At 70.4% G+C, this 26,564-nt stretch carries 21 protein-coding genes; 11 read left to right on the top strand and 10 right to left on the bottom strand.

What is annotated here, in order from left to right; translation table 11 throughout:
• Positions 1-40 precede the first annotated feature (40 nt).
• Positions 41-916 (top strand): TIGR04222 domain-containing membrane protein, encoded by an 876-nt coding sequence (locus OHA98_RS08725; RefSeq protein WP_266923995.1) that lies wholly within the window; start codon positions 41-43, stop codon positions 914-916.
• 113 nt (positions 917-1,029) lie between these two features.
• On the top strand, positions 1,030-1,329 hold the full coding sequence (locus tag OHA98_RS08720) for an NIPSNAP family protein (RefSeq protein WP_266923993.1): 300 nt from the start codon (positions 1,030-1,032) through the stop codon (positions 1,327-1,329).
• Positions 1,330-1,335: 6 nt separating this feature from the next.
• Here the strand turns inward: OHA98_RS08720 and OHA98_RS08715 are convergent, their stop codons facing one another.
• The 5 genes from OHA98_RS08715 to OHA98_RS08695 form a co-directional block, all read right to left on the bottom strand.
• A complete protein-coding gene (locus tag OHA98_RS08715; RefSeq protein ID WP_266923991.1) occupies positions 1,336-4,902 on the bottom strand; it encodes an AAA family ATPase in 3,567 nt (1,188 codons plus the stop codon).
• A 251-nt stretch (positions 4,903-5,153) separates the two neighbouring features.
• Positions 5,154-5,501 carry a thioredoxin gene (trxA, locus tag OHA98_RS08710; RefSeq protein ID WP_266923989.1) on the bottom strand — a complete coding sequence of 116 codons (348 nt, stop codon included), beginning with the start codon at positions 5,499-5,501 and terminating at the stop codon, positions 5,154-5,156.
• Positions 5,502-5,504: 3 nt separating this feature from the next.
• Positions 5,505-5,909, bottom strand: coding sequence for a MerR family transcriptional regulator (locus OHA98_RS08705; protein WP_266923987.1), 405 nt, complete (start codon positions 5,907-5,909; stop codon positions 5,505-5,507).
• Positions 5,910-6,043: 134 nt separating this feature from the next.
• Positions 6,044-7,354, bottom strand: coding sequence for a peptidase (locus OHA98_RS08700; RefSeq protein ID WP_266923985.1), 1,311 nt, complete (start codon positions 7,352-7,354; stop codon positions 6,044-6,046).
• 198 nt (positions 7,355-7,552) lie between these two features.
• Positions 7,553-8,914 carry a cation:dicarboxylase symporter family transporter gene (locus tag OHA98_RS08695; RefSeq protein ID WP_266923983.1) on the bottom strand — a complete coding sequence of 454 codons (1,362 nt, stop codon included), beginning with the start codon at positions 8,912-8,914 and terminating at the stop codon, positions 7,553-7,555.
• A gap of 158 nt (positions 8,915-9,072) precedes the next feature.
• On the opposite strand from OHA98_RS08695, the gene OHA98_RS08690 reads away from it, so the two are divergent.
• The 6 genes from OHA98_RS08690 (at position 9,073) to OHA98_RS08665 (ending at position 15,722) form a co-directional block, all read left to right on the top strand.
• Entirely contained in the window at positions 9,073-10,983 is a 1,911-nt protein-coding gene (locus tag OHA98_RS08690; protein WP_266923981.1) for an ATP-binding protein, read from the top strand.
• Positions 10,980-11,654 carry a response regulator gene (locus OHA98_RS08685; RefSeq protein WP_266923979.1) on the top strand — a complete coding sequence of 225 codons (675 nt, stop codon included), beginning with the start codon at positions 10,980-10,982 and terminating at the stop codon, positions 11,652-11,654. The genes OHA98_RS08690 and OHA98_RS08685 overlap by 4 nt, the downstream gene beginning before the upstream one ends.
• Positions 11,655-11,764: 110 nt before the next feature.
• Positions 11,765-13,126, top strand: coding sequence for an ABC transporter substrate-binding protein (locus OHA98_RS08680; RefSeq protein WP_266923977.1), 1,362 nt, complete (start codon positions 11,765-11,767; stop codon positions 13,124-13,126).
• A gap of 98 nt (positions 13,127-13,224) precedes the next feature.
• Positions 13,225-14,070: a carbohydrate ABC transporter permease gene (locus OHA98_RS08675; RefSeq protein ID WP_266927812.1), complete on the top strand. Its 846-nt coding sequence runs from the start codon at positions 13,225-13,227 to the stop codon at positions 14,068-14,070.
• A complete protein-coding gene (locus tag OHA98_RS08670; protein ID WP_266923975.1) occupies positions 14,070-14,897 on the top strand; it encodes a carbohydrate ABC transporter permease in 828 nt (275 codons plus the stop codon). The genes OHA98_RS08675 and OHA98_RS08670 overlap by 1 nt, the downstream gene beginning before the upstream one ends.
• 183 nt (positions 14,898-15,080) lie before the next feature.
• Positions 15,081-15,722 (top strand): helix-turn-helix transcriptional regulator, encoded by a 642-nt coding sequence (locus OHA98_RS08665; RefSeq protein WP_266927810.1) that lies wholly within the window; start codon positions 15,081-15,083, stop codon positions 15,720-15,722.
• An 83-nt stretch (positions 15,723-15,805) separates the two neighbouring features.
• On the opposite strand, the gene OHA98_RS08660 is transcribed toward OHA98_RS08665, so the two are convergent.
• On the bottom strand, positions 15,806-16,831 hold the full coding sequence (locus tag OHA98_RS08660; protein WP_266923973.1) for an ATP-dependent 6-phosphofructokinase: 1,026 nt from the start codon (positions 16,829-16,831) through the stop codon (positions 15,806-15,808).
• Positions 16,832-17,198: 367 nt separating this feature from the next.
• On the opposite strand from OHA98_RS08660, the gene pta reads away from it, so the two are divergent.
• The 3 genes from pta (at position 17,199) to pyk (ending at position 22,110) form a co-directional block, all read left to right on the top strand.
• Positions 17,199-19,325 carry a phosphate acetyltransferase gene (pta, locus tag OHA98_RS08655; protein WP_266923971.1) on the top strand — a complete coding sequence of 709 codons (2,127 nt, stop codon included), beginning with the start codon at positions 17,199-17,201 and terminating at the stop codon, positions 19,323-19,325.
• A gap of 5 nt (positions 19,326-19,330) precedes the next feature.
• Positions 19,331-20,605: an acetate kinase gene (locus tag OHA98_RS08650; protein ID WP_266923969.1), complete on the top strand. Its 1,275-nt coding sequence runs from the start codon at positions 19,331-19,333 to the stop codon at positions 20,603-20,605.
• A 74-nt stretch (positions 20,606-20,679) separates the two neighbouring features.
• A complete protein-coding gene (pyk, locus tag OHA98_RS08645; RefSeq protein ID WP_266923967.1) occupies positions 20,680-22,110 on the top strand; it encodes a pyruvate kinase in 1,431 nt (476 codons plus the stop codon).
• Positions 22,111-22,206: 96 nt separating this feature from the next.
• Here pyk and OHA98_RS08640 read toward each other — a convergent pair whose 3' ends face one another.
• The 4 genes from OHA98_RS08640 to OHA98_RS08625 form a co-directional block, all read right to left on the bottom strand.
• Entirely contained in the window at positions 22,207-23,493 is a 1,287-nt protein-coding gene (locus tag OHA98_RS08640) for a hypothetical protein (RefSeq protein WP_266923965.1), read from the bottom strand.
• Positions 23,483-24,040: a DUF6114 domain-containing protein gene (locus OHA98_RS08635; RefSeq protein ID WP_266923963.1), complete on the bottom strand. Its 558-nt coding sequence runs from the start codon at positions 24,038-24,040 to the stop codon at positions 23,483-23,485. The genes OHA98_RS08640 and OHA98_RS08635 overlap by 11 nt, the downstream gene beginning before the upstream one ends.
• A gap of 94 nt (positions 24,041-24,134) precedes the next feature.
• Positions 24,135-24,788, bottom strand: a complete 654-nt coding sequence (locus tag OHA98_RS08630; protein WP_266923961.1) for a DUF6230 family protein — start codon at positions 24,786-24,788, stop codon at positions 24,135-24,137.
• Between the two features lie 599 nt (positions 24,789-25,387).
• On the bottom strand, positions 25,388-26,362 hold the full coding sequence (locus OHA98_RS08625; protein WP_266923959.1) for a tetratricopeptide repeat protein: 975 nt from the start codon (positions 26,360-26,362) through the stop codon (positions 25,388-25,390).
• Positions 26,363-26,564 lie beyond the last annotated feature (202 nt).

Raw genomic sequence — 26,564 nt, 5'->3', positions numbered from 1 at the left:
CTCCTGGGGGTTTCACGGAGTCGGGGGCGTTGTGTGGACCATGGCCGTATGGGCCGACGGTGTGACCGTGTCGGTGCTCTGCGCCCTCTCGCTCGCGCTCCGCGGACGGCGCAGCGGCCGCGCCCCGGCCCGTGATCCCGATCCGTACGAGGCGGCGCGTCTCGCGGGCGGACCGGAGCGCGTGGTGGAAGCCGCTCTGCACCGGCTGTGGGGCGACAGCGCCGTGCCCGCCCGTACGGCGGGGCGGCTCCGGCTCCCCGCACCGCCGGAGGGCATCGACGGCCCGGTGGAGCGCGCCCTGATCGCGGCATGGCGGGCCCCGGGCGGTACGGCGCCCGCGCGGCTGCGGGCCCGTGCGGTGCGCAGCGGCGCCGTGCGGGAGACCGGGACCCGTCTCGTCCATGACGGCCTGCTGCTCCGCCCCGGACACGCGCGGGCGCGGCGGATCACAGGCCGGGTACTCCTCGGCACCGTGTGCGCGACAGCGGCGCTCACGGTGTCCGCTTTCGCCCTGGAGCTGCCGCACCCGGTGGCACTGCTCACCCTCACCGCCTGCGGCCTGACCGTACGGGTGGCGTGCCCCACACACGGCGAGCTGACACCGGCGGGCCGGCGGTGGCTCGCCCGACTGCGGCGCGGCGCCCCGTGGGCAGCCTCGGACCTCGTGGCCGTGATCGCGGGCGAACGGACCGGACTGCCCGGGGAACCCGCGCCGAGGCGGGCACCTCCCGGGACCCACCACGGCTTCCCCTCGGTCGGGCGGACCCTGGTCAAGCTCGGCAAGGCCCTGGACCGCGAGGACGACAGACACCCGGGACCGGGAGCGGACGACAGCGGCGACAGCCACAGCAGCCCGCCCGACGGCGCCGCCCACCACAGCTGCTCATCCGGGAGCGGCTGCGGTGGCTCCTACTGAGGGGAGTCGGTACGGTGTCAGCCGCTCGGCCTGTCCGAACCCACAAGTGCCGCCGCTCGTGGTCGTCATGTGCTGTTGCCGCCTGTCGAACCAGGACCAAGGAGGTCTGTTCCATGCCCAGAACCACCCAGCTCCGCACCTACACCGTCCGTGAAGGAATGCTTGATGAGTGGGTGACACGGTGGCGTGAGGAAATCGTCCCGCTCAGACTGGAGTTGGGCTTCACGATCGGCGGAGCGTGGGTCGACCGGGAGCGCAGCCATTTCGTCTGGCTGATCTCGTACGACGGTCCCGAGACGTTCGCCGAGCGCAACGCTTTCTACTGGTCCTCACCGGCCCGTGAGGAGATGGGACTCGACCCCGACACCTACCTGGTGCACACCGACGACCGCACCGTGGAGGAGCGCTACTGACATCGGCTACTGCGGCGTGAGGGGAAGCATGTGGTGGCCCCGTTCCTCCTCCCCGAGTGTCCGGAAGACCCGTCCTCGCGCGTGCGCCTCCAACTGGCCGAAGTCCGGCTCCGCACACCAGACCCGGGCCGTTCCATCGCTGGAGGCCGTCAACAGTCGGGTGCTGTCGCTCGACCAGCCGACAGAGGTCACCTTGTCCTGATGGACTCCGACAACCATGACCTCCTCGAAGGTACCGGCGGACCAGATCCGTACAGTGCGGTCGTCGGAACCCGTGGCGATATGCCGCCCGTCCGGCGACCAGGCCACGGCGCGGACACGCCCTTCGTGTCCCTTCATGGTGTCGATTCGGCGCCCTGTGGTGGTGTCCCATACGCCGGCGGTCCAGTCACCGGAGGCAGTGGCGATGCGCAGCTCGTCCGGAGACCACGCGACATCGTCCACATAGTTCTCGTGTCCCCGCAGGACGGTGAACTGGCGGCTCTCCGCGACGTCCCACACCCGGCACGTGCGGTCGTCGGAAGAGCTGGCGAGCATCCGGCCGCTGGGTGACCAGGCGATGCGGCCGACCCAGTCCTGATGCCCGGTCAGGGTGACGAGTTCGGTGCCGGAGTGGGCCGCCCATACCCGTACGGTTCCGTCATGGCCGCCGGTGGCGATCCGGCTGCCGTCGGGCGACCAGGCGCAGGCCTCGATGACCTCGCGTCGGTGCTCGAAGACGGTGGTGAGGTCCTGGTCCATGACACGGAATGCCCCGGCGTTGGTGCTGAAGGCGAGCCGGCCCCCGTGCGGCGACCAAGTCACGCTCCATACACGGTCGTCCACCTCTGCGCACTGCCCGGTGGGACTGCCCGTCGTCGCGTCCCACAGCCGGACGGTGCCGTCGTCGGAGGCGGTGGCGATGCGGCGCTCGTCACCGGACCAGGCCGCCTGGTTCACGGGGCCGCCGTGCCCGTCGAACAATACGCTTTCGGCACCTCTGGGCCTCAGATCCCACACATGACCGGTCCCGTCGGTCGAGCTGGTGGCGAGCTGACGCCCCGAGGGCGACCAGGCAACTCCCCATACGGTTTCGGTGTGGCCCCGAAGTACTGCCAGAACCTGCGCATCGCTGACACGGACTACCCGTACGGTCCGGTCGGAAGAAGCGGAGGCTAGTGTCCGGCCGTCCGGGGACCAGGCGACGTTCCACACATAGTCGTCGTGCCCGCGCAGGAGCATACGCAGGTCTCCACTGCGTGCGTCGGAGATCCTCACGGTGTGGTCGCCCGAACCGGTGGCGATGCTGAGTCCGTCCGGGGACCAGGCGATGCCCTCGACGAAGTCGGCGTGGCCGGTCAGCGTCGTCAGCGCCGAGGCCGTTGCCAGATCCCACACGATCGCCGTCTGATCATGGGAGGCCGAAGCCAGGCGTGTGCTGTCCGGCGCCCAGGCGACACCCCACACGTCGTCGCGGTGCCCGTGCAGCTCGTGGACGAGTTCACCGGTTCCGGCGTCCCAGACCCTGACGACGCGGTCCTTCGACGTGGCGGCAACGAACCGGCCGTCGGGCGACCAGGCCACCTGGCGTCCGATGTCGGTGGCGCCGGTCAGCAACCGAACGGGGTCTCCCGAAACCGCGTTCCAGATCCGTACGACCCTGTCCCGGCCTGCGGTGGCGATCCGGGAGGAGTCAGGGGACCAGGTGATTCCCTCGACCATCACTCCGTCCGACGGGAGCACCACCCGTACGCGTCCGGACCTCGCGTCGAAGACACGGGCGGTGCCGTCCCTGGATGCCGTCGCCAGCGCGTCACCATCAGGTGACCAGGCAATGTGGCGGACCGTGTCGGTGTGTCCGTCGAGCCGCATGCGTGCGTGGCTGGATGCCAGTGCCGTCATCAGTCCGCGGCGGGCGGACGGCACCGGCGCGCACTCGCCGACCGCGGCGAGGGCGAGGAGTATCGCCTGCTCCGGATGGCTCGCGGCGGTTTCGAGCACATGCCTGCCGATGTTGTCGGAGACACGGCGCAAAAAGGCTTGATCGCGTCGCTGCGAGGACTCGATGAGCAGGCGCGCCGACTCGGACGTCCGGCCGGTCTCCTCCAGCGCCACGACCCAGCGCTGGGCGAGGGACAGCCGTTCACCGGTGAGCAGGTAGTCGGTACTGCGACCGGATCGAGCCCAGTCGTCGGCCCATCGTTCGAGTTCGGCGCGCTGGCGCAGCTGCCCGACGCGCGCTTCGACTTCCTGCCGCAGGGGCGCCCACTGGCGGAAGAGCGCTTCGTGAGTCACCTGGGCGTAGGGCTCCGGGCCGGAAGCGCCCTCGCCGTGGACGCCCGACATCAGAAGCCGGGCGTCCACGAACGCGTCGACGATATGGCGCTCCCGGTCGGTGAGTTCGGACAGCGGGACGCGCCTGCGTGCCACCTCCTGCCCCTGGACGGTGACGAACTTGAGGAGAACGCGGAGTACGAGACCGATACCGCCGTCCCCCGCACCGGAATCAGCTCCGATCTGTGCCACGGTCTGGTCGGCCTGCCGGGCGAGTGCCCCGGCGACACCGCCCAGGTCGCGGTAGAGCTCCTCCGTCACGGTCTCGCCGGGCCCGGAGGCGAAGTAGAGCTCCTGAAGGAGGTAGGCGAGCAGCGGCAGGGCGTCGTCCGTGCCCACCTCGTCCACGATGCTGTTGACCACCCCGGGAGCGAACGAAAGGCCCACCAGCGTTCCGGGCCTCTCCACGGCCTGCGCGAGCTGTCCTGAACTCAAAGCACCGATGGCAATGGGGTGTTGTACGAGATCGGCGAATCCGGTGGCGAGAAGCTGCCCGAGAAAGTCGACTCGCAGAGTGGCCAGAACCCTGATCGTGGAGTCCTGCGCCACACAGGTCTGCAGCGCTTCGAGGAATTGCTCCCGCTCCCGCTCCCCGGCGAGCGTGACCACTTCCTCCAACTGGTCGATCACCAGGAGTGTGTGCCGGAAGCGGCCTCCGCGCAGCCTCGACAACTCCACCGGCAGGGCGGCAGGGGTCTGCCGAAGGCGCCTCAGGACGGTACTCACCTGTTCCTGCCCTCCACCGGCCGTCACGAGGGACCCGGCCAGGGCACCGAGCGGGTTCGGCCCCGGCGCGAAGGCAGGCAGAACCGTCCATCGGCGCCCGCGCAACCGCGGCATCACGCCGGCTCTGACCAATGAGGACTTGCCGCTCCCGGATGCTCCGACAAGGACGAGATACCGGTCACCGGGTCGCCGTGACGAGGTATGGAGCCTGCGTGTCAGCTCGGCGGCCTGCGCGTCCCGGCCGAAGAAGGCCCCGGCCTCGTCCTCGTCGAACGCGTCGAGCCCCGGATACGGCACACGGTCACGCGGCCAGTCCACCTGGGCCGGGGCGGGGTTCTCCAGCCGGTAGACAACGACCTGCCCGACCACCATGGCGATGACGAGCAGGCCGATGGCGGGCACGGAGGCCTGCTGCAGTACGCGTAACAGCCAGGGCACGTCGTCCACGTTGGTGGCGTAGTTGGTGACGATGCCCAGCAGGCTGGCGACAAGCACCAGAACGATCTGGAGCGCGAGTTGCAGACGCTGCCTCATGAGCCGCCGTCCATGCTCTCGCCGCTTCCGCGCACGCCGCGCCCCCCGCTCATGCACCACCGAGGACAACGCCGCTCGCAGGGACGCGGGGCGCCGGTGATTCACGACCATCATCGGAGCCGGGCCGGGCGATCTCAACAGGCGGCCGGAAATCAAGCCACGCCACAGCAACAAGACCGGCAACCGGGCGGAGGGCTCTCCCACCCCTCCGTCCGGGCACGCCGGTTGGACACCTGGCCCTCCCCGGCCGGTCAGACCCGGAGCGCGAACACGTCCTCCAGTTCCTGGAGCAGGCGCCGCTTCGGGCGGGCGCCCACCATCGACTTCACCGGTTCGCCCGCGCGGAACACCATCAGGGTCGGCATCGACAGGACCCCGTACCGCATGGCGATGCCCGGGTTGTGGTCGACGTCGAGCTGGACGACCTTGAGGCGGTCGGCGTCCTCCTGGGCGATCTGGCTCAGGACCGGGGCGATCTGGCGGCAGGGGCCGCACCAGTCGGCGGTGAACTGCACCAGGACGGGGCGGTCCGTGGCCGCCAGTACCTCCTGGTCGAAGGTCTCATCGGTGACCTCGGCGACACCTTCTGCATGGATCATCTGTCATCCTCCCAGTTCACAACGTGGTTCCGGACCGCCGGGACGTTCGGCGGACGCTTCGAGCTCCGCCCGTGCGAGCTGTGCGCCGACTTCGTGGCGGACCGTGCGCAACTGCCCGATCAGCGCGTCGAGTTCGTCGAGCTTGCGCCGGTAGACGGCGAGCGAGGCGGGGCAGGCGTCACCGGCCGCGTGCCCGGCGCGCAGGCACTCGACGAAGGGGCGGGTCTCCTCCAGATCGAACCCGAAGTCCTGAAGGGTCCGGATCTGCCGGAGCATCCGCAGGTCGCTCTCGTCGTAGGTGCGGTAGCCGTTCCCCGCACGCCGCGCACGGAGCAGTCCGCGTGACTCGTAGTACCGCAGAGTCCGTGTCGTCGTCCCGGCCCGCTCGGCCAGCTCACCGATTCGCATGACATGACCGTAATCCTTGACGCCGACGTCAAGGCAAGCGCCGGATCCACTCACTCTCCGTGAGCATGCGAGTGGCCGGTACGGAAGTGGTTCCCGTACCGGCCACGCCGTGCCCCCGGAGCCGGGGCGCCGCTCTACCTCTGTGCCGCCGAGCGCCTGCGCACCGCGTAGAGGATCCCGCCGCCGGCGGCCAGCGCCGCTGCCGCCGCGCCGATCATCGGACCGGTGGAGGTGGCCCCGGTCGCCGCCAGGTCGCCGCCCGCCGTCGTCTGCGATCCGGTGGTGCCGGTGGTGGAGCCGCCGGTGGTGCCGGACGAGCCGCTGGTGGTGCCGGTGGAACCGGACGAGCCGCTGGTGGTGCCGGTGGAACCGGACGAGCCGCCGGTGGAGCCGGTGGAGCCGCCGGTGGACGCGGAGCCGGACGAGCCGCCGGTGGTGCCGGTGGAGCCGCCCGTACCGCCCGTACCGGCGTTGATCACGATCTCGGCGGTGTCATTGGCCGGGTTCCTGTCGAAGGGCCGGGCCTTCCCGGTGAACTTCACCTTGCCCACCGCGTTGTCCACGGCCTTGTCGATCCGGAGCACGAAGGAGTACGTCTCGCCGGCGTTCTCGTCGACCCAGGACTGCGACGTCCCGCACCGGTAGTGCGATGTGGTCACCTTGTCGCAGAAGCCGTCCGGCTTCACCACCGACGTCCCGGCCGGTATCCGGATGTCGACGGTCGCGGCTCCCTGTCCCTGTTCGAGGTAGACCCAGGCCGGTCCCTTGTTGATGAACTTCACGGCGGCCGTGACCTTGTCGCCCACCTTGCCGCTGAGCTTCGCGCCGGTCAGCGCGTAGTCGGCGGTGTTGTCGGAGGTGACGTCAGCCATGGCGTACCGCTCGGGGTGCTTCTCGCGGTCGGCCTCGTCGGCCGGGCCCTTCTCCACCAGCTTCAGCGGGGCGCCCGTGCCCGGTACGGGGTCGGATTCCCCGTCGCCGGAGGGGGCCGGCTCGGTGCCGTTGACCGTCATGTAGACGTCGTCGTACATCGCGCTGTCCAGCGCCTTGAGCCCGACCGGCCGCTCGGGAACGTAGACGACACCGGGTTTCAGCGGCTGGTCGATCGCGCAGACCGCGTAGTGCGAGTCCGGCCTCTCGTCGTGGGAGTAGGCGGTCGCGTACTCGCAGTTGGAGTACGAGTCGGCGGCGCGGAGGCCCGGCGACACGGCGTAGGAGACCCAGACCTTCGCCACCTCCTCGGTCCCCTTGTTCAGCACCGAGAACGGCATGCCGAAGCCGCCGCCGGGCTCGGCTCCGGTGATCCGGGCGAGATTCCCGATCCCGAGGTCGGGCTCCTCCTCGTCGGCGAGCGCCGGTGTGGCGCCCAGCCCGGTCAGGGCGACGGCGGCCAGGGCACCGACTCCCCCGCGCAGGACGCGACGACTGGTCCGGGTCTGGTTCATATGGGGTCCCCTTGTGCGGCACGTGGACGGATCTCGTTGCTGTACGGAAGACAGCTGCCCTCCCCCGGGGGTTGTACCGCTGTTCACCAACGGGCCGGGGCGGCCGGACCGTTTACGGTTCGGCCGCCCCGTGCGGGTGCGTCGGTGCTCGTGCGTCGGTGCTCGTGCGTCGGAGCGGGTGGGTCGGTGTTCCGGACGTCAGACCTTCGCCGGCAGTTTGCCGTCCCCGCGCGGCTCCGGGACGTCCGCCGTCTCCGCCGGGGCATGGTCGTCGACGAGCGTCCTCTCGTCGAACGGGACCTTTCCGGCGAGGACCTGCCCGACACGGTCCTTGTCGATCTCCTTGGTCCAGGTGCCGACCAGGACCGTGGCGACCGCGTTGCCCGCGAAGTTCGTCAGGGCGCGGGCCTCGCTCATGAAGCGGTCGATACCGACGATCAGACCGACGCCGTCGACCAGTTCGGGGCGGTGCGACTGGAGACCGCCCGCGAGGGTGGCGAGCCCGGCGCCCGTGACGCCCGCCGCGCCCTTCGAGGCGATCACCATGAAGACGAGGAGCGAGATCTGCTCGCTCGCGCTCAGCGGGTCGCCCATCGCGTTGGCGATGAACAGGGAGGACATCGTGAGGTAGATCGCGGTGCCGTCGAGGTTGAAGGAGTAGCCGGTCGGCACCGTGATGCCGACGACGGGCTTGCTGACGCCCAGGTGCTCCATCTTCGCGATCAGCCGGGGAAGCGCCGACTCGGAGGACGAGGTGGACAGGATCAGCAGGAACTCGCGCCCCAGGTACTTCAGCAGCGAGATCAGGTTGACCCCGGCGACCAGCCGCAGGATCGTGCCGAGCACCACGAAGACGAACAGCGCACAGGTGATGTAGAAGCCGACCATGATGATCGCGAGGGACTTCAGCGCGTCCAGACCGGTCTCTCCCACCACCGCCGCCATCGCACCGAAGGCGCCGACCGGCGCCGCCCACATGATCATGGCGAGGATGCGGAAGACGAGGCGCTGGATGTGGCCGATGCCGCGCAGGACCGGTTCACCGGCCGGCCCCATGGCCTGGAGCGCGAAGCCCGCGAGGAGCGCGACCAGCAGCGTCTGGAGCACTTCGCCCGCGGTGAAGGCGGAGACCATGGTGGTCGGGATGATGCCGAGCAGGAAGTCGACGGTCGACTCGCTCGCGCCCGCCGCCTGCTTCTCGCCCGCCGCGCGGGCCGCCTCGGTGATGTGGAGGCCCGAGCCGGGCTCCAGGATGTTCCCGACGATCAGGCCGATCGCGAGAGCGACCGTCGACATGACCAGGAAGTATCCGAGTGCGAGCCCTCCGACCGCACCGACCTTGGCGGCCTTGCGGACCGAGCCGACGCCCAGCACGATCGTGCAGAAGATGATCGGCGAGATCATCATCTTGATCAGGTTCACGAAGCCGGTCCCGATCGGCTTCAGCTCCACGGCGACCCCGGGGGCCACGAAGCCCACGAGAATGCCGAGAACCACGGCACCGATCACGGCGATGTACAGATAGTGGGTTCGGTCCCGCTGTGCGGCTGACACTGCCACGGGGGCCTCCTCGGCTCGGTCGTGGGCGCACCCCGTCCCTGGGGGCTCCGGTGACTATCCACCTCCCTGTGACCCCGGTCACCCTTGCGTTCATATCGTTCACAGCTGCTTTCCGGCCACCCGGTGAGCGGCCGGCCGGGGCAGGCAGACTGGGTGCCATGCGCCTCCCCCGTACCCGCCCCCGCAGCCTGGCCGGCCAGCTCTTCGCCATGCAGGTCGTGCTGGTGGCCGCCGTGGTCGCCGGATGCGCGGTCTTCGCGTATGTCTCCGGCAGCGCGCAGGCCGAGGAGACCGCCGCCCGGCAGGTGCGGGCGGCGGCACTGGCGGTGGCCGGTTCTCCCTCCGTACGGGAGGCCATCCGCACCCCGGATCCGTCCGCCGTGCTCCAGCCGTACGCGGAACAGGTGCGCGAGGAGACCGGGATCGCCTTCGTCACGATCATGGACCCGAAGGGAGTGCGCTGGACGCACCCGGACTCCGGGCTGATCGGCGACACCTTCCTGGGCCACACCGAACAGGCGCTGCGCGGCGAGACGTTCACGGAGACGTACACCGGCACGCTCGGTCCCTCGATCCGGGTGGTGACCCCCGTCCGGGACGGCGGCGGGATCACCGGCCTGGTCAGCGCGGGCATCACGGTGGAGCGGGTCTCCACCCAGGTACGGGACCAGCTGGGCGCGCTGGGGCTCGCGGCGGGCGGGGCGCTGGCGCTCGGCGGATTCGGTACCTATGTGATCAACGCCCGGCTGCGGCGGCACACCCACGGCATGAACGCCACCGAACTGAGCCGGCTCCACGACTACCACCAGGCCACGCTGCACGCGGTGCGCGAGGGACTGCTGATGCTGGACGGGCGACGCCGGATCGCGTTGATCAACGACGCGGGCCGGGAGCTGCTGGGGCTCGGGCCGGGCGCGGTCGGGCGGACGGTCGCCGAACTCGCGCTGCCGGCCCCGCTGACCGGGGCACTCCTGGCCTCCGAACCACGTGTCGACGAACTCCATCTGACCGCGGACCGGGTGATCGTGGTCAACACCCGTCCGGTGGTGGGCGGGGAACAGCGCGGCACGGTGGTGACGCTGCGGGACCACACCGAGTTGCAGGCGCTGTCGGGCGAGCTGGACTCGGAGCGCGGTTTCACCCAGGCGCTGCGCTCCCAGGCGCACGAGGCGGCGAACCGGCTGCACACGGTGGTGTCGCTGATCGAACTGGGCCGGGTGGAGGAGGCGGTGGGCTTCGCGACGGCGGAGCTGGAGCTGGCACAGGAGCTGACCGACCGGGTCGTGGGCGCCGTCGCGGAACCGGTGCTGGCCGCGCTGCTCCTGGGCAAGGCCTCGCAGGCGCACGAGCGGGGGGTGGAGCTGGTGCTGGCGGACGACAGCCTGATCGACGACGGGGCGCTGCCGGACCGCCCGGCGCAGCGCGATCTGGTGACGATCCTGGGGAATCTGATCGACAACGCGGTGGACGCGGCGTCGGAGGCGGCGAGCGGAGGACCGGAGAAGCGTCCGGCCCCGGACGACGGCACGGAACCGGAGCACGGTGCCGAACAGAAGCACGATGCCGAACGGGGGGCCAGTACGGAACCGGAGCACGGTGCCGAACGGAAGCACGATGCCGCACCAGGGGCCGGTGCCGAACCGGGAGCCAGTACGGAACCGAAGCACAGTGCCGAACGGGGGGCTGGTGCCGCACCAGGGGCCGGCCAGGTCCCCGCACCCGCCCGGACTCCCGCTCCGGTGCCCGCCCCGCGGGCCTCCTCACGCGCCCGGGTGACTGTGACCGCCCTCGCCGTCGACGGTCTGCTCCTGCTGCGCGTGGCCGACACGGGGGCGGGCATCGGCCCGGACGACGCGGCCGAGGTGTTCCGGCGGGGCTGGTCGACGCGCGGCGCCGGGCGCGGGCTCGGGCTGGCACTGGTGCGGCAGGCCGCGCACCGCAACGGCGGCACGGTCGAGCTGGACCGGGGCCCGGACGGCGGGGCGCGGTTCACGGTGCGGCTGCCGCTCGGCGGCCGTACGCCGAACCCCGGCGACAACGTACGTGAGGCGAAGGAGGTCGGCCCATGATCCGGGTACTGGTGGTGGAGGACGATCCGGTGGCCGCCGACGCCCATCAGCTGTACGTGGAGCGGGTCCCGGGTTTCGAGGTGGCGGCGGTGGCCCACACCCGGGCGGAGGCGGTGCGCGCGCTGGAGCGTACGCCGGTGGATCTGCTGTTGCTGGATCTGTATCTGCCCGACGGGCACGGGCTCCAGCTGCTGCGGGCCCTGCGGGCGGCCGGCCATGGTGCCGATGTGATCGCCGTGACGTCGGCGCGCGATCTCGCGGTGGTGCGCGAGGGCGTGTCGCTCGGGGTGGTGCAGTACGTGCTGAAGCCGTTCACGTACCCCACCCTGCGCGACCGGCTGGTGCGGTACGCGGAGTTCCGCGCGGCGGCCGGGGAGGCGAGCGGGCAGGAGGAGGTGGACCGGGCGCTCGGGGCGCTGCGCGTCGCGCATCCGGCCGCGCTGCCCAAGGGTCTGAGCGGCCCGACGCTGGAGGCGGTGACCCGGGTGCTGCGGGCGGCCCCGGACGGGGTGACGGCCGCCGCCGCCGGGGAGGAGCTGGGGATCTCACGGATCACCGCGCGCCGTTACCTGGAGCATCTGGTGACGGTGGGCAGCGCCGCACGGCGCCCGCACTACGGTCAGGTGGGGCGCCCGGAACTGCACTACCGGTGGCTGGCGCAGGAGCGCTGACCCCACGGGCCCCGGGGCACAACAAGCGCTTGCCGCACGGGCATTGACCTCCTCGACGGGCCGGACCTACGGTCACGGTCAGCCCTCGTGGCCATGAGGAGGTCGTGCCCGTGCGCCCCACCGCCCCACTGATCCTCGCCGCCGCAGCCACCGTGCTCACCGCCGGTTCGCTCACCGCCTGTTCCTCCGGCTCCGGCAGTGACCCGGACACCGTGAAGGTCGCGTACAACCGCTCCACGGACAACAAGATCCGCTTCAAGGACGAGCATTTCCAGTCCGTGAAGGAGCAGTTCGAGAAGGAACACCCCGGCAAGAAGGTCGAGTTGCTGCCGATCCAGGCGCCGGACAACGACTACGCCACCAAGGCGCAGCAGATGATGCGCTCGCCGAGGACGGCCCCGGACCTGGTCTACGAGGACACGTTCCGGATCAGCTCCGACATCGAGGCGGGGTATCTGCGGCCGCTGGATCCGTATCTGGCGAAGTGGGACAGCTGGGACCGGTTCGTGGACACGGCGAAGGAGGCGGCGAAGGCGCGGGACGGCCGGACGTACGGCGTCCCCGACGGCACCGACACCCGTGGCCTCTGGTTCAACAAGGAGATCTTCGCGAGGGCGGGGCTGCCGGCCGGCTGGCAGCCGAAGAACTGGGACGAGGTCCTGGACGCGGCACGCACCGTGAAGCAGAAGGTCCCCGGCGTCATCCCGCTGAACGTGTACACGGGCAAGGGGCCGGGTGAGGCGGCGGTGATGCAGGGCTTCGAGATGCTGCTGTACGGGACGGGCGCGGACCCCCTCTACGACACGACGGCCAAGAAGTGGGTGGCGGGCGGCCAGGGCTTCAAGGACGCGCTCGCCTTCGTGGAGACGGTGTACGGGGAGAAGCTCGGCCCGGACCCCTCGGACGCCCTGGACCCGAACATCGGCACCAAGGTGGCCACCGAGTGGTTCCCCGAGGGGAAGCTCGCGATCTCGCTGGACGGCTCCTGGATGGGGCAGAACTGGATCAACGGCGGGCCGAGGGCGTGGCCCGAGTGGGAGACGGCGCTCGGGCAGGCCCCGATGCCGACGCAGCACGGCCGGGCGCCCGGGAAGGTGTCGATGTCCGGCGGCTGGGCCTGGGCCATCCCGCGGAAGGCGAAGAACCCCGACCTGGCCTGGGAGTTCATCAAGACGCTGCAGACGGCCGAGAACGCGGTCAGGTGGGATGTGGTGGGTGCGCAGATCGCCGTCCGGGAGGACGTGGCCCGGGACCCGGAGTATCTGAAGTCCATGCCGGGCATCACGTTCTTCACCGCACTGGTCGGTCACACCCACTACCGTCCGGCGCTGCCCGTCTATCCGCAGGTGTCGACGGCGATCGGCGAGGCGATGGAGAAGGTGACGACGGGGGACGGCTCGCCCGAGTCGGCGGCGAAGGAGTACGACGAGCAGCTGAGGACGATCGTCGGCGACGCGGTCGTCGGCGGGTGAGCGGGACCGGGCCGGGCGACGGGGCGCGCGGCACGGCGGGCGGCGCGGGTCCTCGGCGGGGGCGGCCGGGCACGGATGGCACCGGCGCACACCGGCGGGTGGTGCGGTGGCTGCCCCTCGCCCCCGCCACGGTACTGCTGCTGCTCTTCCTCGCCGGGCCGATCGGCTACTGCGTATGGATCGCGTTCACCGACACCCAGCTCACCGGCGCGTCCGGCTCCTCCTTCGTCGGCTTCGACAACTTCCGCCGGGCGTTCGCCGACGGCGACTTCCGCAACGCCGTCCTGCTCACCCTCGTCTTCACCTTCCTGTCCTCGATCGTCGGCCAGAACACGCTGGGCCTGGCACTGGCCGGACTGATGCGGGCCGCGTCCCGTCCCGTCCGTACGGTGACGGGGGCGCTCGTCATCGCGTCCTGGGTGCTGCCGGAGATCGTGGCGGCGTTCCTGCTGTACGCGTTCTTCCGCCGCGAGGGCACTCTGAACATGATCCTGGGCTGGCTCCATCTGCCGTCCCAGAACTGGCTGTTCACGCTGCCCATCCTGGCCGTGTCCTTCGCGAACGTGTGGCGCGGCACGGCGTTCTCGATGCTGATCTACTCGGCGGCGCTCTCCGGGATCCCGCAGGAGATCGGGGAGGCCGCCGCGGTCGACGGGGCGAGCGGGCCGCGCAGGCTCTGGCATGTCACGCTGCCGATGATCCGCCGTTCCATCGGCACCAATCTGATGCTGAACACCCTCTCCACGCTCTCCGTCTTCGGGCTGATCTGGGCCATGACCAGGGGTGGACCGGGCAATCGCAGCCAGACCCTCCCGGTGTTCATGTACGACCAGGCGTTCGTCAACAGCCTGATCGGCTACGGGACGGCGGTCGCCCTGCTGCTGCTCCTGGTCGGGGCGCTGTTCTCCGTCGTCTATCTGCGGCTGATGAAGGTGGAGGTGTGATGACGGCCCGCCGTACCCGGGCCCGGCTCGCGGCCGACGGGGCGCTGCTGCTGGTGGGCGCGTCCTTCGCGCTGCCGCTGCTGTGGCTGCTGTTCGCCTCGCTGGACAGCGGGGCGAACCTGCGGGTGCGGCCCCCGAAATCGCCGACGACGGCCAACTTCGAGGCGGTGCTCACCGACGAGATCACCTTCACACCGATGCTCAACAGCCTGCTGCTGTGCGGCGGTGCGACCCTGCTGACGGTGGTGTGCGCGGTGCTCGCGGCGTACCCGCTCTCCCGCCACCGCTCCCGCTTCAACCGGCCGTTCCTGCTGACCGTCCTGTTCACGACGTGTCTGCCGATCACCGCGGTCATGGTCCCGGTGTACGGGCTCTTCGTCCAGGTGGACCTGATCGACACGACGCACGGCACGGCGCTGTTCCTCGCCACGTCCCAACTGCCGTTCGCCATCTGGCTGATGAAGAACTTCATGGACGGCGTACCGAGGGTCCTGGAGGAGGCGGCCTGGACCGACGGGGCATCCGTGCCCCAGGCGCTGTGGCGGGTGGTGCTGCCGCTGATGGGGCCGGGCGTGGGGGTGGTGACGATCTACACCTTCATCATGCTCTGGGGGAACTTCTTCGTCCCCTTCATGCTGCTGCTCTCTCCCGAGCAGTTGCCCGCGTCCGTCTCGATCTTCACGTTCTTCGGCAACCACGGCTCGGTGATCTACGGGCAGCTGGCGGCGTTCTCGATCCTGTACTCCACCCCCGTACTGCTTCTGTACCTCCTGATCTCGCGCAGACTGGGCGGCGGGTTCGCACTGGGCGGCGCGGTCAAGGGGTGAGGGGCGGCCGGGGGTTCCGGGGGGTCTCGAACAGGCCCGATTCGCCCTAGGAGGTTCCTACGAAGCATGTTCTGGGCGGAACGTACCGTAGCCAGGCCCGTTCCCGACTTCTACGGTGGGGCCGTGCACCCCACCCCGCCCTTCAGTTCCCCCGCCGCGCGCCGACTCCGCGAGGCTCTGGGGATGGCACCCGGCCATGTCGCCTACGGTCTCGCCGCGCAGTACGGGCTCCGCGTCAGCGCCGAGACGGTGATCGCCTGGGAGCGCGGAGCGGAGACGCCGTCCGAGCGGGAACTCACGGCGCTCGCCGGGGTGTTGTGGTGCGCACCGGGCGAACTGCTGGCCGCGGCCTCCACGTTGCGGGAGCACCGGATGACCCGGGACCTCTCGGTGGACGACCTGGCCCGGCAGGTCGGGATGACCGCGTCGGCGTATCTGCGGATGGAGGAGTCGGGCCCCTGGCGGGGCAACGAGCGGCAGTCCGCCGCGCTGCGCGAGGTGCTGGGCCTGTCGGCGGCGCAGTTCCTCACGGCGGCGGGCCGGGACGAGGAACTGGCGGCGCTGCTGCGCAGTGCTCTGACGACGCGCTGGCAGGCGTATGTGCGCCCGGTGTCCAAGCTCGTCCCGCTGGACCGGCGCCTGGTCCAGGACGTGCTGGAGCAGCTGCACGCCGACTACCGGTCGCTGATGGTGTCGACGCTGAGCTGGAGCAGTACCGGTGAGGAACGGTCGGAAGCCACGGGGGACGCGGGGCGTGCGTTCCTGGCACGGGCCGTCGACCAGTTCTGGCGGACGGCGGGTGTGCAGCGCCACTCCGGTCCCTGATCGGGGCTCCGGCCCCGACCGTCCAGGGGGGACGGTCAGGGCCGCTGGTGCTGCCCCGGGCCGGAGCACGGGCACGGAAACGGTCAGAAGACCGACTCGGCCTCGTACATCCGGTCCGCGGGCACCGTCTTCAGCCGGGTGACCGCGTCGGCGAGCGGCACCATCTCGATCGCGTTTCCACGCAAGGCCGTCATCCGGCCGAATTCGCCGCGGTGCGCGGCCTCGACCGCGTTCCAGCCGAACCGGGTCGCGAGCACCCGGTCGTACGCGGTCGGCGTGCCGCCGCGCTGGACATGGCCGAGAATGACCGGTCGAGCCTCCTTGCCGAGCCGGGACTCCAGCTCGACGGCGAGGCGGTTGCCGATGCCCTGGAAACGCTCGTGGCCGTACTGGTCGATCTCGCCCTTGGCGTACGGCATGGTGCCCTCGGCCGGGTGCGCGCCCTCGGCGACACAGATGACGGCGAACTTCTTGCCGCGGGCGAAGCGCTCCTCGACCATCTTGACCAGATCGTCGACCTGGAACGGCCGCTCGGGCAGACAGATGCCGTGCGCACCGCCCGCCATTCCGGACTCCAGCGCGATCCAGCCCGCGTGCCGGCCCATCACCTCGACGACCATGACGCGCTGGTGCGATTCGGCGGTGGTCTTGAGCCGGTCTATGGCCTCGGTGGCGACGCCCACCGCGGTGTCGAAGCCGAAGGTGCGGTCGGTGGCGGAGATGTCGTTGTCGATGGTCTTCGGTACGCCGACGACCGGCATGCCCGCGTCGGACAGCATCCGGGCCGCGGTGAGCGTGCCCTCGCCGCCGATCGGGATGAGTGCGTCGATGCCGTAACGGCGGCTCAGCTCGTCGCAGTTCTCGGCGGCTTCGCGCAGCCGGTCGCGCTCCAGCCGGGCCGATCCGAGGATGGTGCCGCCGCGGGCCAGGATGCCGCTGACCGCGTTGAGGTCGAGCGGCCGGAAGTGGCCGTCGAGCAGGCCCTTGAACCCGTCCTCGAATCCGATGACTTCATCGCCGTGACCCACGACGGCGCGGTGCACGACCGACCGGATCACTGCGTTCAGGCCTGGGCAGTCGCCGCCTGCGGTGAGAATTCCGATGCGCATCGTGCTGTGTCTCCTGCTCGCTAGTGCCGCGCTGTTCGGGGGCCAGCCGATGAATCCCCCGTACCGTGAGCCGTGACGATTGTCCCACGCCGGGTCCGGCCCCCGCGCTTTCGGCTACTCCAGTGGGCGCACGACGGGACAACCGGGGGCGAAGGCCCGCGGCGGACGGGGCCGGACGTCCCGCCGCCCCGGGACCTTGTGTCCGGGTGGCGCGGGACCTCTGACCCGTCCTTCGGGCACCCCTCGGCCCGGACCCCGGTCCGGGCCCCGAGAATGGGTCACTCCGGCGGGCGGCGTAGTCGCCCGCGCAGGTATCGTCAAGAGGCAATGCCAGCCAAATCTGCCCAATAAGGACGGGAGAGCACGCGTGGCGCGCAGCGTGTACGTGACCGGGATCGACCGGGGAGACGGCCGTCAGGTCGTCGAGCTGGGAGTCATGGAGCTTCTGACGCGTCAGGTGGACCGGGTCGGGGTCTTCCGCCCGCTGGTCCATGACGGTCCCGACCGGCTCTTCGAGCTGCTGCGGGCCCGCTACCGGCTCTCCCAGAGCCCCGCCGACGTCTATGGCCTGGACTACCACGAGGCCTCGGCGATCCAGGCGGAACAGGGTACCGACGAACTGGTCTCCCGGCTCGTCGAGGGCTTCCACCGGGTGGCCCGGGAGTACGAGGTGGTGCTGGTCCTCGGCAGCGACTTCGCCGCCACCCAGCTGCCCGACGAACTGGCGCTCAACGCCCGTCTGGCCAACGAGTTCGGCGCCTCGGTGATCGCGGTGGTCGGGGGCAAGGGGCAGACCGCGGAGTCCGTGCGGTCCGAGACCCGCAACGCCTACCGCGCGTACGCCGGGCTCGGCTGCGACGTCCTGTCGATGGTGGTGAACCGGGTCGCGTCCGAGGACCGCGAGATCATCGCCGAACGGCTCGCGGCCCGGCTGCCCGTCCCGGTCTCGGTGCTCCCGGACGATCCGGCGCTCTCGGCGCCCACCGTCTCCCAGATCTCCGCCGCGCTGGACGGCACGGTGCTGCTCGGCGACGACGCGGGCCTGGCCAGGGACGCGCTGGACTTCGTCTTCGGCGGCGCGATGCTGCCGAACCTGCTCAACGCGCTGACCCCGGGCTGCCTGGTCGTCACCCCCGGGGACCGGGCGGACCTGGTGGTGGGCTCGCTGGCCGCGCACAGCGCGGGCACCCCGCCCATCGCGGGCGTACTGCTGACCCTGGACGAGCAGCCCGGCGAGGAGATACTCACGCTGGCCGCACGGCTGGCACCGGGCACCCCGGTCGTCTCGGTGGCCGACGGCTCCTTCCCGACAGCCGGGAAACTCTTCGCGCTGGAAGGAAAGTTGAACGCGGCCACGCCCCGGAAGGCGGAGACCGCGCTCGGCCTCTTCGAACGCCATGTGGACACCGCCGGGCTCCTGGACCGGATCTCGGTGGCGCGCAGCGGCCGGGTGACACCGATGATGTTCGAGCACGAACTGCTGGAGCAGGCCCGCGCGGACCGGCGCCGGGTGGTGCTGCCCGAGGGCACCGAGGAGCGCGTACTGCGCGCCACCGATGTGCTGCTGCGCCGCGACGTCTGCGAGCTGACCCTCCTCGGCGATGTCGACGTGATCCGCAAGAAGGCCGCGGACCTCGGCATCGATCTCGCCGGGACACAGCTCATCGACCCGCAGACCTCGGAACTGCGCCAGAGCTTCGCGGAACGGTACGCGGCGCTGCGCGCGCACCGCGGGGTGACGGTGGAGCTGGCGTACGACGTCGTCGCCGATGTGAACTACTTCGGCACCCTGATGGTCCAGGAGGGCCTGGCCGACGGGATGGTCTCCGGTTCGGTGCACTCCACCGCGGCGACGATCCGCCCGGCCTTCGAGATCATCAGAACGAAGGGGGCCGAGCGAAGCTCGTCAGGCAGGGCGGTGGCGGGCGATGGGAGGACCAAGCCGGACGCCTCGATCGTCTCCTCCGTCTTCTTCATGTGCCTGGCCGACAAGGTGCTCGTGTACGGCGACTGCGCGGTCAATCCGGACCCCGACGCGGAGCAGCTCGCGGACATCGCCGTGCAGTCGGCGGCGACCGCCGCCCGGTTCGGGGTGGCGCCGCGGATCGCGATGCTGTCGTACTCGACGGGCACCTCGGGCTCCGGCGCGGACGTCGACAAGGTGCGGGAGGCGACGGAGCGGGTACGGGCGTCCCGGCCGGACCTGAGCGTCGAGGGCCCGATCCAGTACGACGCGGCGGTCGAGCCGTCCGTGGCGGCGACGAAGATGCCCGGCTCCGAGGTGGCGGGCCAGGCCACCGTACTGATCTTCCCGGACCTGAACACCGGCAACAACACCTACAAGGCCGTGCAGCGCTCCGCGGGCGCGGTGGCCGTCGGCCCGGTGCTCCAGGGCCTGCGCAAGCCGGTCAACGACCTGTCGCGCGGCGCGCTCGTCCAGGACATCGTCAACACGGTGGCCATCACGGCGATCCAGGCGCAGGCCGAGGAGTGAACGCCATGTCCCCCACGACCACCCCCACCGACGAAGGTCCGGCCCCTGTGGAACCCCATCGCGTACTCGTCCTCAACTCCGGCTCCTCGTCGGTGAAGTACCAGCTCCTCGACATGCGCGACCACTCCCGGCTCGCGGTCGGCCTGGTCGAGCGGATCGGCGAGGAGAGCTCCCGCCTGGCGCACACCCCGCTCGGCGGCGGCGGCGCGGAACCCCGGGAGCGCGCCGGCCGGATCCCCGACCACGAGGCGGCCCTGAAGGCGGCGGCCGAGGAGCTGGCGGCGGACGGGCTCGGCCTGGACTCCCCCGAACTCGCGGCGATCGGCCACCGGGTGGTGCACGGCGGGCTGAGGTTCACCGAGCCGACGGTGATCACCGATGAGGTGCTCACCGAGATCGAGCGGCTGGTGCCGGTGGCGCCGCTGCACAACCCGGCGAACATCACCGGTATCCGTACGGCGCGGGCGCTGCGCCCCGATCTGCCGCAGGTGGCGGTCTTCGACACGGCGTTCCACACGACGATGCCGGAGCACGCGGCGCGGTACGCGATCGATGTGGAGACCGCCGACGCGCACCGCATCCGCCGCTACGGCTTCCACGGCACGTCGCACGCGTATGTCTCGCGCAGGGCGGCGGAGCTGCTGGGCCGCCCGCCGGAGGACCTCAACCTCATCGTGCTGCACCTGGGCAACGGCGCCTCGGCCTCCGCGGTGGCGGGCGGGCGGTGCGTGGAGACCTCCATGGGGCTGACCCCCTTGGAGGGGCTGGTGATGGGTACGCGTTCCGGGGACATCGATCCGGCCGTCACCTTCCACCTCAAGCGGGTGGCGGGCATGTCGGCGGACGACATCGATGTGCTGCTCAACAAGAGGAGCGGCCTGGTCGGGCTGTGCGGCGACAACGACATGCGGGAGATCCGCCGCCGGGTCGACGAGGGCGACGAACGGGCCGCGCTGGCCTTCGACATCTACATCCACCGTCTGAAGAAGTACATCGGCGCCTATACGGCGGTCCTCGGCCGGGTGGACGCGGTGGTGTTCACGGCGGGGGTCGGGGAGAACTCGGCCCCCGTACGGGAGGCCGCCATCGCCCCGCTCGCGGAGCTCGGCATGGCGGTGGACGCCGGTCTGAACGCCGTACGGTCCGCCGAACCCCGGCTGATCTCGCCGGACTACGCACGGGTGGCCGTCGCCGTGGTGCCGACGGACGAGGAGCTGGAGATCGCGAACCAGACCTTCGCCCTCATCGGACCGAACGGCGTCGGACAGGTCGACAACTGAGCACCCCCGCGCCCCTTTGTATCTTCCACCAGACGGAATATTCCGCAGCGAAACAAACCGATAGGATCCGCCTCATGCGCCGTTCCAAAATCGTCTGCACCCTCGGTCCCGCCGTCGACTCCCATGAGCAGCTCGTCGCTCTGATCGAGGCCGGCATGAGCGTGGCCCGCTTCAACTTCAGCCACGGCACCCATGAAGAGCACCGGGGCCGTTACGACCGGGTCCGCAAGGCGGCCGCCGAGACCGGCCGCGCGGTGGGCGTGCTCGCCGACCTCCAGGGCCCGAAGATCCGCCTGGCGAAGTTCGCCGAGGGTCCCGTGGAACTGGTCCGCGGGGACGAGTTCATCATCACCTCCGAGGACGTCCCCGGCGACAAGTCGATCTGCGGCACGACCTACAAGGGTCTGCCCGGCGACGTCGCCAAGGGCGACCCGATCCTGATCAACGACGGCAACGTCGAGCTCAAGGTGGTCGCGGTCGAGGGCCCCCGGGTCAGGACCATCGTCATCGAGGGCGGTGTCATCTCCGACCACAAGGGCATCAACCTGCCCGGCGCGGCGGTGAACGTCCCGGCCCTGTCCGAGAAGGACGTCGAGGACCTGCGCTTCGCCCTGCGGATGGGCTGCGACCTGGTGGCGCTCTCCTTCGTGCGGGACGCCGAGGACGTCAAGGACGTCCACAAGGTGATGGACGAGGAGGGCCGCCGGGTCCCCGTCATCGCCAAGGTGGAGAAGCCGCAGGCCGTCGAGCACATGGAGGGCGTCGTCATGGCGTTCGACGGTGTGATGGTGGCCCGCGGTGACCTGGCCGTCGAGTATCCGCTCGAAAAGGTCCCGATGGTGCAGAAGCGCCTCGTCGAGCTGTGCCGCCGCAACGCCAAGCCGGTGATCGTGGCGACCCAGATGATGGAGTCGATGATCACCAACTCGCGGCCGACCCGCGCCGAGGCGTCCGATGTCGCCAACGCCATCCTGGACGGCGCGGACGCGGTCATGCTCTCCGCGGAGTCGTCCGTCGGCGCGTACCCCATCGAGACGGTGAAGACGATGTCGAAGATCGTCGTCGCCGCCGAGGAGGAGCTGCTGTCCAAGGGCCTCCAGCCGCTGGTCCCGGGCAAGAAGCCCCGTACCCAGGGCGGTTCGGTGGCCCGTGCGGCCTGCGAGATCGCGGACTTCCTGGACGGCAAGGCCCTGGTCGCCTTCACCAAGTCCGGTGACACGGCCCGCCGTCTCTCGCGCTACCGCGTCGCGCAGCCGATCCTGGCCTTCACCACGGACGAGTCCACCCGCAACCAGCTCTCGCTGAGCTGGGGCGTCGAGGCCCATGTCGTGCCGCACGTGGACAACACCGACGCCATGGTCGAGCTGGTCGACGCGGAGCTGCTGAAGCTGAACCGCTACAACGACGGCGACACGATGGTCATCACGGCCGGCTCGCCCCCCGGCATCCCCGGCACCACCAACATGGTCCGGGTCCACCACCTGGGCGGCGGCGAGCGCGACTGATCCCTGTCCGCGTGACAGCCGGCTGTGGCCCGCACCCCGTCGTCCAGGGGTGCGGGCCACAGCCGTTGTGCGGCTCCCGTACGGGCCGGTGGGCGGTCAGCCGTTGCCGCCGGTGTAGAAGTTCTCCAGACCCGGCACCGTGAGCGAGCCGCCGAACTGGCCGGCCTGAACCACCTTCACCTTGGTGAAGAAGGCGAAGGGTACGTTCAGCGGCGGCGGGGTCTGCGGGTTGAACGTGATCGGGATGAGGCCGAAGAGATTGCCCTTCAGCTCCTCCGTGTACATCGTCACCGTGCCGTCGCGGATCGTCGACGTGGACCCCGGACGTGACTTCACATGGCCCGTGGTGCCGGGCACCGGGCCGGTCGTCAGCTGGTGGAGATCCTTGATGTCGATCGAACTCGCGGTGAACTTCAGCACCTTCTTGATGCTGCCGTCCGCCTTCCGTACCTCGACGATGCCCTTGTAGTCGAGGCCGTTGAGCGTGAGGAGCGACGATTCCAGGATCCACGGGTCGGTCGGAAGCAGCGGCAGGCCCTGCTCCAGGTCGGCCGCGGCGAGCGCGTCGGGGTCGGCGGTGGGGCACGGGAAGCGCGGCTTGGCGCCGTCCGGGATGTCCTCGTCCTTCTTGGGGTCGAGTCCCTTGACGTCCTCGTCGAGTTCCTCGACGTCCTTGCCCGCCCGGTCCGCCGCGTCGCGGATGGCGTCCGCGGTCTTGTCGGCCGTTCCCTTCGCCCCGTCCTTCACCTGGTCCCCGGCCTTGTCGGCGGGCTTGTCGGTGGCGGACTCCGACGGCTTCGGGGTCTCGGTGGTGGCACTCGGGGACGGGCTCGCCGTCTCCTCGTCCGGGCCGTCGAAGAGGTCCCGGAGGGCGTCGCCGACACCGAGCGGGTCGAGCGGGTTCTTCGACGTGGTGGGCGTCGGTGTGGGGGCGGCGGTCGCGGCGGACTTCTCCTTCGCCGTGTCGCCCGCCGGGCTCGCGCCCGCCGGGGAACTGGCCGAGGGCTTCGGGGACGTGGTGCCGTCCTTGCCCGGCTCCTCGCCCGCCTCCTCGCCCTTGCCCGCCCCGTCCGTGGACGTGGCCGACGGGGACGGTGTGGCCTTCGGCGACTCGGACTCGCTCGGCTCGTCGGACCGGGTCACGCACGGGCCGGGGGCGAACGGGATGTCCGTGTGGTCGTCGGCCAGTGCCAGCTTGGGCGTCAGGCCCATGCCCACGAAGACCGCCGTGGGCATCGCGGCGAGCGCGAACGCCTTCTTGCCGCTGGGCATGTGCAGCTTGGTCAGCAGCGACTTCTTGGGGGCCGCGTGACGCGGTCCTCTTCGCTCGCGGAGTTCCTCGCCCGTGGCGGAGTCGATCCGCTGTCCGTCGTCACCCCGCATGATGCCTCCCGCCATCGGCCTCGGCCGATGTGTCGTACCCGCCCTGCTGCTGGGGAACGGCCGCGCCGTGGAACGCTTCCTCCTGCCGCTGCGCCTCGAACGCCCCGCTCGCGGCGGCGTCCTCGCCGGGTGCGGCCCCGTCCTTCGCCGGCTCGCCCGGAGCCCAGGAGATGGACAGCGCTCCGCCCAGCAGGGAGAAGAGGAAGCCGATCAGGAATCCGCCGATGTTGGCGACCGGTATGGAGATCAGCGCCAGCAGGATCGCGGCGACGCCGGCGAACACCCGGACGATGTGGTGGAACCACATCGTCATACCCAGCGTGATCAGCAGGATCCCGATGATGAGGGATCCGGCGCCGGCGGTGGTGGACATCGCCAGCGTCATATTGCCGAGGTGCATGTTGGCGTACGGGAAGTAGGCGATGGGTACACCGCCCACCATGGTGAACAGACCCGCCCAGAACGGCCGGTTACCCCGCCAGGTACGGAATCCCCGCCGGAAGACGGTGAGGTAGTGCTCGTTCTGCCCTGTGGACTCGGGGCTCATGGAAAACAGCTCCCTGGAACCGGTACTGCTGTGAGAAGAGAAAGGGTGGGCGGCCGGAGGCCCGCAGGGAGCGTTCCGGCCACCCGGGCGAGTGCTAGAAGCACTCCTTGACGCCCTTGTGCAGCTTCAGGCTCAGGTTGCTGAGCTTGAAGGTGCCGGCCGTGGTCGCCCAGGCCGTCTGCTCGACACCGGTCAGGACAGCCCTGTCGGCCCGCTGCGAGAAGCCGTTGGGGTTGGCCTGAGTACCGGGCTGGATGCCGATGCTCTCCGGGTTGTCCGGGTCCTTGAGGGAACCCGCCGCCACCCCGATGTCGATCTTCTCGAAGTACGCGTCCGCGTCGAGCTGCGAGATGTCGAGATACAGGTTGGTCGCCTTGACCGGCTTCTTCGGGTTCGTACCGGCGTTCAGCTCCAGGCTGACGCTGCCGAGACCGAAGGGCAGGTTCGGCGTGACCACCGACTGGCACATGTTGGTGATCGTGGCCTTGCTGAAGCCCGACACCGCGACGGGGTGCGCCGCCGCCTTGCCCTCAAGGTCCTTGCCGACAGCGACGCTGCCGTACTGGACGAAGTTCTCACCGACGAGCCTGTCCGTACTGACCTTGAAGCTCTGGCCGGACACGCTGAACGACGCGGCGAGCGCGCCCTGCGCGAGGCCGACACCCACAGCCGCGGTCGCGACGACGCTCGGCACCATGACCAGAGCGAAGCGCTTCCATCTCGTCCCACCACGAACTTGGGAACTCATAAATTTCCTCCTTCTCGGACGTACATCTCCGGATGAGCATCGTGCCCGTCCTGGGATGGGAGAAGTGCTACGTCCTCGGGAAGGAGAGCGCCCGTACCGGAGGCGCGTACCGCATCCGATTCACCGGCGATCACCCCCGAGCGACAACCACTGGCCGCGCGTTCTGCGCGACCGGTCGGACAGGCCCTGCCGGTCAGCAGGAACCCCCCTGTCCGCAGCCGGCGTCACAGCCGCCGGCCGACCCGGTGGGGACCCAACAGGCCCTCCGGCACCGGCTGGAGACCGGGACGCAGGTATTGGACCGAGCGTGGCCGATCGTGGTGCATTCGCGCCCGGGGCACAAGGGGGCTCGTTACTCACTAGTAACGGCCCGATAACCGAGGCGCGACCCATGGCCATCGCGCGGCCACACAGGGTGTCACGAAAGGGGCGAATGAATGGTGGGAATCGGGTACCGAACCGGACAGAACACTGAGACCGATTTACTGCGAGTAACAGCACGTACTTTTATCAAGATTTGGTAAAGCGGAGGCGTCTCTTATCGTCCGCGCGCGAAAAAGGCCGCGGTACCCGACGGGTACCGCGGCCGTGTTGTCACATCAGAACAAGACCCGCGCCAGCGCGGTCCGCGCGGTGCTGACCCGCGGGTCCTCGGGGCCGATCACCTCGAAGAGCTCCAGCAGCCGCACCCGCGCCGCGTCCCGGTCGTCACCGACATTCCGGCGGACCGCCTCGACGAGCCGCCCGAAGGCGTCCTCGACATGACCGCCGACCAGATCCAGGTCCGCGGCGGCGATCTGGGCCGCCACGTCGGACGGGTCGTCGGCGGCGTCCTTGCGCACCTGCTGCGGGTCCATGTTCTGGACGCGGGCCAGCAGTTCGGCCTGCGCGAGGCCGAGCTTGGCCTCCGGGTTGCCCGGGTCGTCGACGAGGACGTTCTTGTACGCCTGGACCGCGCCGCCGAAGTCATTGGCGTCCAGCGCCTGCGCGGCCGCCTCCAGCAGTGCGTCGTACGGCCCGGCGGGCACCTCGGCAGGCTCCCCCTCGCCCGCCTCGGCGGCGTTCGGGTCGACGGGGATTCCGGTGAGACCGAACCGCTCCTCGCCGACCTGGATCAGCTGGTCCAGCGTCTCCCGGATCTGGGCCTCGGGGGCCGCGCCCTGGAAGAGCGGGAGGGCCTGCCCGGCGACCACGGCGAAGACCGCGGGGATGCCCTGGATCCCGAACTGCTGCATCAGCATCTGGTTGGCGTCGACATCGACCTTGGCCAGCAGGAAGCGGCCGTTGTACTCGACGGCCAGGCGCTCCAGGAGCGGACCCAGCTGCTTGCACGGCTCGCACCACTCGGCCCAGAAGTCGATGACGACCGGGACCTCGGCGGAGCGCTGGAGGACATCGTGCTCGAAGCCGGCCTCATCGACATCGATCACCAGGGCCGCGGGCGCCACGGCGCCGGTGCCTCCCTTGCGGGCGGCCTCCGCGCGGGCCTGCTCCGCCTTCACCTTGGCCTCGCCGGCCGCCTTGACAGCGGCGAGGTCGACGACGCCGCTCATGGACATGTTCCTAGGCTGCATACGTACATCCTCCCCCCTGAGCACACCGTTCCGGAAAGCGATACGTGAACCGGTCCGCTCGGCCGCCCCGGCCGGAGTGCGGGGCGGGCGGACGGACGCGGTGCCCGGGGCCCAGAGAAGACCCCGGTCGGGCCTTGTCGGGCCCGGTGGGCCCCTGAAGACCCGGTGGGCCCCTGAAAGGCCCGGTGCGGCTGCCGGGTCC

Source organism: Streptomyces sp. NBC_00654, from assembly GCF_026341775.1.
Classification (GTDB): domain Bacteria; phylum Actinomycetota; class Actinomycetes; order Streptomycetales; family Streptomycetaceae; genus Streptomyces.
Note: the sequence above shows the minus strand (reverse complement) of the source record. Positions and strands in the feature narration are given on the sequence as shown.